The sequence below is a fragment of the Achromobacter sp. ACRQX genome, assembly GCF_022346505.1.
Lineage (GTDB): Bacteria > Pseudomonadota > Gammaproteobacteria > Burkholderiales > Burkholderiaceae_B > Achromobacter > Achromobacter animicus.
Window position 1 is genome coordinate 93,720 of the sequence record NZ_JAKRML010000021.1, and the last position, 11,145, is coordinate 104,864.

Annotated in this window: 9 protein-coding genes; 6 read left to right on the plus strand and 3 right to left on the minus strand. The window is 63.6% G+C overall.

Translation table 11 applies throughout. The features are described from left to right. Window positions 1-99: 99 nt before the first annotated feature. The 3 genes from ilvD to MHZ91_RS18830 all read right to left on the minus strand — a co-directional run bounded on the left by ilvD (window position 100) and on the right by MHZ91_RS18830 (window position 3,966). The gene (ilvD, locus tag MHZ91_RS18820; protein WP_239215163.1) at window positions 100-1,968 is read right to left on the minus strand and encodes a dihydroxy-acid dehydratase; all 1,869 of its coding nucleotides are present in this window, start codon (window positions 1,966-1,968) and stop codon (window positions 100-102) included. 139 nt (window positions 1,969-2,107) lie between these two features. Beyond that, entirely contained in the window at window positions 2,108-2,920 is an 813-nt protein-coding gene (locus MHZ91_RS18825) for a helix-turn-helix domain-containing protein (RefSeq protein ID WP_239215165.1), read from the minus strand. 146 nt (window positions 2,921-3,066) lie between these two features. Continuing rightward, window positions 3,067-3,966, minus strand: coding sequence for a LysR family transcriptional regulator (locus MHZ91_RS18830; RefSeq protein ID WP_239215167.1), 900 nt, complete (start codon window positions 3,964-3,966; stop codon window positions 3,067-3,069). Between the two features lie 186 nt (window positions 3,967-4,152). Here MHZ91_RS18830 and MHZ91_RS18835 point away from each other — a divergent pair, with 186 nt between their 5' ends. The 6 genes from MHZ91_RS18835 to MHZ91_RS18860 all read left to right on the plus strand — a co-directional run bounded on the left by MHZ91_RS18835 (window position 4,153) and on the right by MHZ91_RS18860 (window position 11,053). Beyond that, window positions 4,153-4,698, plus strand: coding sequence for a GNAT family N-acetyltransferase (locus tag MHZ91_RS18835; protein ID WP_175122177.1), 546 nt, complete (start codon window positions 4,153-4,155; stop codon window positions 4,696-4,698). Continuing rightward, window positions 4,695-5,933 carry an MFS transporter gene (locus tag MHZ91_RS18840; RefSeq protein WP_239215169.1) on the plus strand — a complete coding sequence of 413 codons (1,239 nt, stop codon included), beginning with the start codon at window positions 4,695-4,697 and terminating at the stop codon, window positions 5,931-5,933. The genes MHZ91_RS18835 and MHZ91_RS18840 overlap by 4 nt, the downstream gene beginning before the upstream one ends. 136 nt (window positions 5,934-6,069) lie before the next feature. Next, window positions 6,070-6,240 (plus strand): hypothetical protein, encoded by a 171-nt coding sequence (locus MHZ91_RS18845; RefSeq protein ID WP_239215171.1) that lies wholly within the window; start codon window positions 6,070-6,072, stop codon window positions 6,238-6,240. A gap of 233 nt (window positions 6,241-6,473) precedes the next feature. After that, a complete protein-coding gene (locus MHZ91_RS18850; RefSeq protein ID WP_239215173.1) occupies window positions 6,474-7,115 on the plus strand; it encodes a hypothetical protein in 642 nt (213 codons plus the stop codon). 63 nt (window positions 7,116-7,178) lie between these two features. Further along, on the plus strand, window positions 7,179-10,451 hold the full coding sequence (locus tag MHZ91_RS18855) for a T6SS effector BTH_I2691 family protein (RefSeq protein WP_239215175.1): 3,273 nt from the start codon (window positions 7,179-7,181) through the stop codon (window positions 10,449-10,451). Then, a complete protein-coding gene (locus MHZ91_RS18860) occupies window positions 10,451-11,053 on the plus strand; it encodes a DUF6708 domain-containing protein (protein ID WP_239215177.1) in 603 nt (200 codons plus the stop codon). Before MHZ91_RS18855 ends, MHZ91_RS18860 begins: the two co-directional genes overlap by 1 nt. Window positions 11,054-11,145 lie beyond the last annotated feature (92 nt).

The window sequence follows — 11,145 nt, forward strand, 5'->3', positions numbered from 1 at the left end:
CGATGCAGGCAACAGCAAGATGCGCATCGAATATCGTCAGTTGAAAAAAAAACGGCGCACCAAGTGCGCCGCCTTTCACAACAACTCGCCATCAACCGATCAGCGCTTGCCCTTCAGCTTGAGCTGCGACAGATCGCGCACCGCGCCGCGGTCGGCCGACGTGGCCAGCGCCGCATACGCCTGCAGCGCCTGCGACACCACGCGTTCGCGGCCCACCGGCTCCCAGCCGTCGGCGCGCGCGTCCATGGCGGCGCGGCGGCAGGCCAGTTCCTCGTCGGAAACGGCCAGGTGAATCTTGCGGTTGGGGATGTCGATCTCGATCGTGTCGCCTTCTTCGACCAGACCGATCGTGCCGCCTTCCGCCGCTTCCGGCGAGGCATGGCCGATCACCAGGCCCGACGAGCCGCCCGAGAAGCGGCCGTCGGTGAAGAGCGCGCAGGTCTTGCCCAGGCCCTTGGACTTCAGGTAGGACGTGGGATACAGCATTTCCTGCATGCCGGGGCCGCCCTTGGGGCCTTCGTAGCGGATCACCACCACGTCGCCCGCCACGACCTTGTCGCCCAGGATGCCTTCGACGGCGTCGTCCTGGCTTTCGAAGACGCGCGCGCGCCCCGTGAAGACCCACTGCGATTCGTCCACGCCGGCCGTCTTGACGATGCAACCCTTTTCAGCGAGGTTGCCGTACAGCACGGCCAAGCCGCCGTCCTTGGAATAGGCGCTTTCCTTGCTGCGGATGCAGCCCGTCTTGCGGTCGGTGTCCAGCGTCAGGAACGTGGCGTCCTGGCTGAAGGCGACCGTGGTCGGGATGCCGCCGGGGGCTGCACGGTAGAACTTCTTGGCTTCTTCGCCCGCGTCGCCGGCCACGTCCCATTTCTGGATGGCGTTGCCCAGCGTTCCGCTGTGCACGTTGCCGCAGGACAGATCCAGCAGGTCGGCGCGCGCCAGTTCACCCAGGATGCCCAGGATGCCGCCAGCGCGGTGCACGTCTTCGATGTGGTACTTGTCGGTGGCGGGCGCTGCCTTGCACAGGCACGGCACCTTGCGCGAGATGCGGTCGATGTCGGCCATGGTGAAGTCCACGCCGGCTTCCTGTGCCGCGGCCAGCAAGTGCAGCACGGTGTTGGTCGACCCGCCCATCGCCACATCCAGCGCCATCGCGTTCTGGAACGCGCTCTTGGTGGCGATGTTGCGCGGCAGGACCGATTCGTCTTCTTCGACGTAGTAGCGGCGGCACAGGTCCACGACCAGGCGGCCAGCTTGTTCAAACAGGCCCTTGCGCCAGGCGTGCGTGGCGACGATGGTGCCGTTGCCGGGCAACGCCAGACCGATGGCTTCGGTCAGGCAGTTCATCGAGTTGGCGGTGAACATGCCGGAACAGGAGCCGCACGTGGGGCAGGCGCTGCGTTCGACTTCGGCCACTTCGGCGTCCGACACGTTGGGGTCGGCGGCCTTGATCATGGCGTCGACGAGGTCGATCTTGGCGATGACCTTGCCGTCGGTCGGCGACTTGACCTTGCCCGCTTCCATCGGACCGCCCGACACGAACACGACCGGGATGTTCAGGCGCATGGCGGCCATCAGCATCCCCGGGGTGATCTTGTCGCAGTTCGAGATGCAGACCATGGCGTCGGCGCAGTGCGCGTTGACCATGTATTCCACCGAGTCCGCGATCAGTTCGCGCGACGGCAGCGAATACAGCATGCCGCCGTGACCCATGGCGATGCCATCGTCCACGGCGATGGTGTTGAATTCCTTGGCGACGCCGCCGGCGGCTTCGATTTCCTTGGCCACCAGCGCGCCCAGGTCGCGCAGATGCACGTGGCCCGGAACGAACTGCGTGAACGAGTTCACCACGGCGATGATCGGCTTGCCGAAGTCGCCATCCTTCATGCCGGTTGCGCGCCACAAGGCGCGGGCGCCGGCCATGTTGCGGCCGTGGGTCGAAGTGCGGGAGCGGTAGTGCGGCATGATCTGTCTCAGGCTGTAGCTGTTAGCGTGGGCGGCAAAACGCTAAATAATACGCTGCTTCCGCACCCGGCCGCCCGTGCGCGCCCCGGAAACGGACGCGCGGCGGTCGGCCGGCCACCAGCCGGCCCGCCGGCGGCCATCAGGCGGACGCCACGCCGCGCGCCGCGAAAGCGCTGGGCGACTCCCCCAGCGCCTTGCGGAACATCGCTGCGAATGCGCTGGGGCTTTCGTACCCCAGGTCCAGCGCCACATCCAGCACCCGATCACCCCGCGCCAACCGCTCCATCGCCGCCAAAAGCCTTGCCTGCTGGCGCCAACGGCCGAACGTCATACCCGTGTGGCGCACGAAGAGCCGGTGCACCGTCTTGGGATCCACGCCCAATTCCCGCGCCCAGTCCGCTGCCCCGTCCTGCCGTTCCGGATGGCGCACAATGGCGCGGCAGATGCGCGCCAGCCGGGGTTCCGACGGCTGTGGCAGATGCAGCGGCAGCACGGGTTCCTGGCGCAACTCATCCAGCAGCAGCATCATCAGCCGCCCGTCGCGCGTGTCCGGCTCCCAATCCAGCGGCACCTCGGCAGCGGCCGCCATCAATTCGCGCAGCAGCGGTGACACGGACAGCACACAGCACTGCGCCGGCAGGTGTGCCGCCGCCCCCGGCTCGACGAAAACGGTGCGCATGCGCGGTTCGCCGCTCATGCGAATGCCGTGCGACACCCACGCCGGCACCCACACGCCGCGCGTCGGCGGCACGACCCAGATGCCCGCGTCCGTATCCACTACCATCACGCCCGACATCGCGTACACGAGCTGGCCGCGCCGATGGCGGTGTCGCTTGACCCGGTGACCGTCGGGATAGTCGATGGCCAGCCCCGCCAGCGGACGGCGCGAGGATTCGTAGGGATAGAGATCGGGTTCGGCGAGGGGTCGCGTCGTATGGCTCGTACGGGCCATCCGGGTCTTATGTAGCGAAGGGGCTGTAGCGACCGAAGGAGTCGTAGTGGTCGTAGGACTTGTACGCGTCGTTCGGGTCGTAGAAACGGTAGAAGCCCTAGCGATCGAAGGCGCCACACGAGTCGAGCCGGACCTGCGTGAAGCCGTCATGACGCCCGCCCCCCCAACGCCAGCAGCGCGTCCTGCAAATGCCGCAGCCCGCGGCTGAGCGGCTTGTCGCGCCGCAGGACGATCGCCAGATCGCGCGACAGCCTTGGCGTCAGCGAACGCACTTCAAGCGCGTCACGCCGTCCGGCGCCGGATACCGCCAGCCGGGGCAGCACCGCGCAGCCCAGCCCCGCCCCCACGATCTCCTTCATCGCCTCCGTGCTGCCCAGCTCCATGATCGGCTTGGCCGCCACGCCCGCCGCCTCGAACCAGTCATCCACCAGCCGTCGCGTGCGTGCGCCCGGCTCGAACAGCACCAGCGGCAGCCGCGCCAGCGACTGCGGCGTCACGACCTCAGGGATGGCGGCCGGATCGCGCGAAGGAAAGATCGCCACGAACTCGTCCTCCATCACCGGCGTCGCCTGGAACATGCGGCCCGGCGCCGGCAGCGTGATCAGCACGATATCCAACGTATTGGCCTCCAGCCCGCGCAGCATGTCCGCCGTATTGCCCGTGCTGGCCACGATGTCCAGCGCCGGAAACCGCTGACGCAGATCCGCCAGCACCGGCGGCAGCAGATAGGTGCACGCCGTCGCGCCCGTGCCAAGCCGGATCCGCCCCGACACCTGCGACGCATGCGACGCCATCGCCTGCTCGGCCTGCGCAATCGCGCCCTCGATCACGCGGATATGGGCCAGCAATTCCCGCCCCGCCGCCGTCGGCCCCGCGCGGCGTCCCACGCGCTCCACCAACTTCAGCCCGAAACGCCGCTCCAGCTGGCGGATCTGCAGACTGACGGCGGGCTGCGTCACGCCCGCTCGTTCCGCGGCGGCGGAAAAACTGCCCAGTTCGATGACCTGCGCAAACGTGCGCAAGTGGTCCAGATTCAAGCCGCGCATGATCTAACCAAAGTTTTGCTTATGCAAATCATAATAGACCAAAGCTTTATTAATGAATCAGCTTGGCCCACACTGGCGTTTTCGATCGGCCCTGCGTACTCCCACCCTCGGACACCTCCCAACTCATGTGTCCGTTGGTGCGGCGCCTTGCACACCCGATTGCCTACTAAATCTCCGGCCATTTCCATGTCGCCCCATTCGCCCACCGTCCTCATCCGCGACAGCGCGGAAGCCGATCTGCCCGCCATCAAGACCATCTACGCGCATCACGTGCAGCACGGCACCGCGTCCTTTGAACTCGAGCCGCCCTCCATCGCCGAAATGCGCCAGCGCCGCGCCGGCGTCCTAGAAAAGGAAATGCCTTACCTCGTGGCCGAGATCAACGGCGAGGTCGTTGGCTACGCCTACGTCACCCCCTACCGCCCGCGCCCCGCCTACCGGCACACCGTCGAAGACTCTGTCTACGTCAAGGCCGGCCGCGCCGGCCTCGGCATCGGCGGCAAGCTGCTCGCCGCCCTGGTCGAGCGCTGCACCGCCGCCGGCTGGCGGCAGATGCTTGCCGTCGTCGGAGACAGCCGCAACGCCGCTTCGCTTGCCCTGCACGCCAGCCAGGGCTTTCACCCCGTCGGCACCCTGCGGTCCGTGGGCCACAAGCACGGCGAATGGCGCGACACCGTCCTCATGCAGCGCAGCCTCGGCGACGGCGACACCACGCCCCCGCAACGTCCATGATCCGTGCCCGCGCCGTCATCTGCCTGGGCCTGACCCAGCTCATCGGCTGGGGCGTCACCTTCTACCTCATCGGCGCGCTCGGCCCGGCCATGACCGCCGACCTCGGCTGGAGCACCGCCACCGTCTACGGCGGCTTCTCCGCCGCCATCGTCGTCATGGCCCTCGTCTCCCCCGCCGCCGGCGCCGCGGTGGACCGTTGGGGCGGCCACCTCGTCATGCCCGCAGGCGCCACACTATCCGCACTCGGCTGCGCCCTGCTCGCCATCACGCACTCGCCCACGCTCTACTTCGCCGCCTGGGCCGCGCTCGGCGTCGGCATGCGCCTGTGCCTCTACGACGCCGCCTTCGCCGCGCTGGCCCGCGCCGCCGGCCCCGCCGCCCGCAGGCCCATGTCCCAGATCACCCTCTTCGGCGGACTGGCATCCACCGTCATGTGGCCCGTCGGCCACTTCCTGGCCGAATGGCTTGGCTGGCGCGGCGCCGCCTGGTGCTACGCCGCCCTCGCCCTCGCCACCATCCCGTTCTACCTGGCCCTGCCCCGCCGCCGCTACACCGCGTCCACCACCGACCCCGGCAGGGCCACCACCGGCCTCACCCGCACCGCCGCCGAACGCCGCCTGGCCGGCACCCTCTACGCCGTCATGGCGATGCTGACCAACTTCCTGGCAGCCGGCAACGCCGCGCACCTTTTCTCGCTGCTGACCGGCCTGGGCCTGGCCACCGCCGCCGCGGTCACCGTCGCATCGCTCTGGGGCATCGGCCAATTCGCTGCTCGTTTAGGCGACGTCCTCGTCGGCGCCCGCCTTCATCCGCTGACGCTCAACCTGGCAGTAGCCCTGGTCCTCCCACTGTGCATCCTGCTCGCCCTCGTCCCCGGCGGCAACCTCTACGCCACCGCCGCCTACACCTTGCTCTACGGCGCGTGCAACGGCCTCTTGACCATCACCCGCGGCACGCTGCCGCTGGCGCTCTTTGACTTTCGCAGCTACGGCGCGCTGGTTGGGGCGTTGCTGATTCCCAGTTTTCTACTGACCGCTGCGGCGCCTGTTGCGTATGCGTTCGTCATTGAATGGCAGGGCGCGAAAGCAGCAATGATGGTGTCCGCCGTGCTCGCAGCGGTGATTGCGGCTGCGGCGGTGATGTTGAGATGGAAGTTCATCGGGCGGGTGAAGGAGGCTGCGGTGACAGCGGCCGTCACACCCAATGTTGCGCCGGCGGCGCGGGATGGTGTTTAGCATTGGTGTCTCAGTCAATTTGGTTCATTAATAAGACTCCTCTGATTTACACGCAGTATTGGCAGCTTCTAAAAGCGGTAGTGCCATCTGGCACCAAGGACGACCCGTGCGGTCCGTCGCTACCCGGAAGCTCGCCATGCCAACTCAAACCGATCTGCATTCCGCTAGCGCCCTCGGCGAAGCGCCCTTTCAGCTCGTCAAATTCACGCTGCCTGGATGCCTGTCCGAGACGATCCCGCTTGGAGTGGCGCTGGCCAAGGCCGAGCCAGCCGTTCACTTCGGCAGAGCGATGGAGCGCGCCAGGTGATGCGGAGCGCCGTACAGGAATTTGCCCGTAACGGACGCGCATCCAACGACCATCTTTACCTTTTGCTGGACCCGCTGTCGCCGTGTCCGCCAACAGATCCTCTAAGTATTCAATCGTTGACCCAAGCGTTGGGCGCACAGGCGATCACGCCCATAATGCGGCCGGACCTCGCCCATACGCCAGACGCGTGTCCCGCGCTCGTACAGTTGGCGGCACCTGGCGACACAGCGAACATGTCGCTGCTCGCATCCGCTGAACGTCATGCAATTGACGACGCAAGTTATAGGAAGCGCTATGTCTGCGGATGGCTGACTAGTGATCGGCCCATCAATACCGTTGCCGATCACTTAGCTGCGCGCTGCCTGGATGTCATCAAGCCTGTGGCTGGCAAACGGATGACACCCTGGTTCGAGCCATTGCGACTCGAACTGCTCGCGGCATCGATGGAACGTGCCTTTCCTGCACTGCTATGGCCGGTAAAGCGTTGGCTATGCCCGACCAGTTGGGGCACCTACACCTTGCTTCGCGGTGCTCCCACCGGGGCCGGCACGGAAGAACTCGTGCTAGCTCGACAGGCTCAACAACTAGCCCCGCTCGTTGGCGACTTCCTGGATGTGTGGCGCCTGGCGTTAACGCTTCCGATGCCGTATGCCCCCATGCGCTGGCGTGGCGTCACGATTCTGCCGCCGCAAGCCGCCGTGCATGCATTCCGGATGATCCGCGACGCTCGCAAACTGGGATTACGCCAAAGCGCAGACATCATCGACCTGTGCACACATCGTGTTCATTCATCCCGGTCTTCCACGGCATCCAAAAGTTCAAGCCGATATCGCGATCGCAGCCGCAGGCCAGTCCACATTGCAAGCGCGTTTTGAAAGCTACGACGACTTTGCGTGGCAACGCATCGTTGCGTCATTACCTCCCGCCGCGGACTACACATGAACACCAGCAAAACCCTGACCCAGGCCCGGCGCCAGGCGGCTCCCAATCCCACCGGCACTTGCGCCGCCTGCGAACGTACCGGTTTACCGATCCTGCCGCTACGCCTTGCAATCATGCCGGTCACCGACGGGCTCAGCCAGCATGGCGCACTGAGTCAAAAATCAATTCAGACTGCATTGCGCGTACTGCGGCAAGGTTATGTCTACGTCTTGCTGGACAAAGAAATCTGGCATGCCTATCAGGTCACCCCGGAAGGGTACTTACGCCAGTTCAATCCATTCTCCATGCCGCGGGCGAAGCCCGAGCCGCTAGCCACCTCATGCGTGGACGCGGGCCATGATCTGCGCGCGGCATTCATCAATATCGACACCGCAACGCATAAGCAAGCCTGGATCGCGTTTTCACAAGATCCTTGGCCGAAGGCGACGCTCGATGCTTATCGCACCGGTAAATACGTTGATGGAAAGGCACTGCCGGCTGATTATCGTGAACGGTTCAGGGTGGTCAACCTCTTGACGCTCAAGCAAGATCCGACTGGTGGCAACCAGGCGCTTGCCCTTGAGAACGGCGATGATCTCCACCAGCATGTCGCCGAGTATGCGATCGGCACCCACGATTTCGGTAGCGTTCATGATTGGCATCCCCGTCATGCGCGCTTGGAAGCCATGCAGGCGCAACTGCGCATGCTCGAAAAGCAGCATGGGCTTCCAAAGGGAGTGGCCGGCCTCGTCCTGCCCGACCCGGTGGGAATGGCTGCTGAGCTCAACAGCCTGCGGCTCTCCGTCAACACGATGCGTCAGCGGTGGCGTGAAGAACCCACAAGGCGGTATGCCTATCTCACCTCTCAGTGCCTGCTCGGCATCAAGGCTTACATCGCTCAGCAGGTCGAGGCTGCACACCCGCCGCCGCCGCCACCCAGCGATTACTGGACGTCCAGCGAATCCGGCGTCCCGCCCGTATTCCACGACCCAGCACAACAACGTGCTGGCGTGGTCAATCGCGAGACCGCGCGTCGCATGGCCCGGCTAGAAGATCGTTACTGGGAAACTGGCCCTGCGGGACGAAAGACCTTTCAGGATGCGTACGACAAGGAAGACGAGAACTTTCAGAAGCAGATCGACGCCTATGCAACCGACTGGGCCGACTTGGTGACGGGCGCTAGCTGGCGCCGGATCATGGCCCTGGACTATGCGGATTCCGATTCTCGTTCGCAGCAATGCCGCCTGAACACCGCCGCGGCTTGTCTCGCGGGCGGCATTACGGATGCCCCGCCCCAGCAAACCAAAGCGGCGGACGAGAGAGAAGCTGGCGAGAAGCCCACTCGAGAAGTGTTGGGTCCCAGCAATCAGGCTTGGCAAGACCTTCTGTCCGACGGTGGTAGCCCGGCCTATACCGCACTCAACGGGCAACACAGCGACTTGCAGCAAGCCTTCGAACCGCAGTTCACGGACGCAATGCCCTCCGAGGCAGGCAAAAAGTACTTTGACGCGATAAAAATGGTCGCCACCAGCAAGGAGGGTGGCGATTGGCGCAGCGCGCTTGTTGTTGAAGCCGCAGACCAGCTGTTGGCGGCCATCCACGATGCGAGCAACCGCCTCGAAAACACCCTGAGCATCGGCGCCAAGGCGGCGTTGGACAACCTCCAGTCCGGCGCCGCCTGGCTATACGGTAAAGCCAAGTTCACCCAGATCACCATCCAGCTCACGGTGGGGGAGTGCTTCGAGCTGCTGTCGAGCGAGATCCGTGAGCATGCCAACTCGGCCCAAAAGGCGGCCGGAAAGCGCGCACGCGCCATGCTGCTGGGTAGTTTGATCACAATCCCGAATGCCAACGTCCGCAATGTGCTCATCAACGTCACGCTATGGGCGCATGGAACTGCCGAAGAGGTCAGGGAACGCATCTTGGATTTCAGCCGGGAAGCCCAGGAGGGTGCGCAGGACATCAAGCAAGCAGCCGGCGCACTTGGGCAGGATATCAAGCGGGAATCTCAACATGCCTTACGTCAAGTTAATGCCGGCCTGAAAAATCTGGAACCCGCAGCGGCCGCGGTGCTAAATGGAATGCAGGTTGGCGCAGCGGGAGCTCGACGTGTCGCCGGCAGCACCTTTGCGAGCTTAAAGGGCCTGGCCGTCGGTAGCGTGGACGGCGGCTTATCTTTTATCGGGCTGCACTTTCTACGGGACAGTTTGAAAAGCGCGATTGCCGACCTGGATGCGAAGGTGGGAGCGCAGCATCCGGAGGCCGTCGCAGCGTTTTATAGCGTAGCTCTGGGCTTCATGGGAGCGAGTGTGGAAGCGGCCGGGCTGGCGATAAAGGTGCCGGCGGACGCCGCCAGGGGCTTTATGTTGCGATGGGGCGCGGAGAAAACTCCTGTGCTAACTCGTGTGGTGGGGTTGGGCTCGAAGATGGTGATGGTTGGTGGAGCCATTTCAGCTTTGGCGGGAATTGCGGATGCCGGTGCGAGTTTTAGTGCGGCTATGCGCGTATCCAAAGCAGGTGATGTAGGTGCCGCCGGCACCTACATAGTTTCCGCCTTTTTATCACTGGCTGCGACAGCCCTGACTGCGGGGGGAGCAGCAGGCTTGCTCGCGCTGTTCGGCGCGTTGGGAGCGGGCATTGCTGTAGGCCTCCTCGCCTACGGGATACTACAAATAGCAAAGAGCCTCGAATCTGACGCATTGGAAAAGTGGGCCCGGCGATGCTACTTCGGCCAAACAAAAAGCAATGATCGCTGGCGCGATGCAAATGACATGGACGTCGCCATCGCCGCACTCAATGCCGCAGTGCTCGGTATGGATGTTGACCTCCGTTTCTCCGAAGAACGACGGGCTAGATCAAATGATGAGCTCTACGTTGAAGACATTGAGGTTCTCAAACACGGCGGCGCAACCGAGAATGTCAAACTGCTTGTTTACAGCGCAACCCTACCCGGCTTCGATGCCGAACGATCACGCTACCAATTTACGCTCACCACTGAGCGTTTTGGTTTAGCGCAAGACGGTAAGCGTATCCCTGTTCTGACTTCCCACGTCATGGCATCAGGGCAGTTTAACGACGGCAGGGACACCATCCAGGTTTCCGCCCTGAGTAGGCCGGATTACACGCTGGACGGGGAGACGAAACCAACGTCTTCTCGGCCAGTCCTCAGCGGCCGCTACTCGCTGGATCACCTCAACAAGATCAAATCGGCAACGTTGGTCGTGGCGTTCTGGCCGGATATGAGTGATAGCGCTGGCTTCGCCGCCATCGAAATCACGGAAGAGCTCTGATGGCAAGACCTCAGCTGATCCCCCCCTGCGTCGGCTGGCAACGCGATTTGCCTGCCCCCAATGACCCTCTCAGTGAACCTCCCTTGCTGCTCTGGAAGGCTCCGAATCATATGGATGAGACGTATGTTGAATTTGCTCGGAATACGTCGAGTATTCGCGGTGTTCCCTTCTTCCTTTCACTGCTTATCCCATGGTCCTTCCTCGAGCATTCAGGCCTGGTCGCAAATACTATCCACGCGGTGGCATCGGCGAGGGTGGGCCTGCTTGGAGTCGGCATTCTTCTGCTTTTTGTAATGTCAATTGCCATCTGTGCCTGGACAGTGTGGGTTATCTATCGTGCCGAAGTCTCCCCGCCCCGCGATCTTCCGCTTCGATTCAATCGACTACGCCGCAAGGTATACATCTATGACTTCCATTCTGTATGGTGGAATCCCTTCGAGCGCGCATACGTGACCACCGCTAGCTATGATTGGGACGATCTGCGTGCGGAGAAATGGAAAGTCCGTGGCGCGACGCCAGGCGGAGGTCTCATCATCAAGGAAGGCGTCTCCATCGCAGTTGTGGAACCGGGACTGTCAGTATTTTTGTGTTTGAGGCGTTAGAAGCGTGATAGTTGGTTCTATCAGGCTTATTGATGCTATCTCAGCGATACGGGTCAGTGAAGCGTTCTGCATAAATCACGGCGAACTGGTTC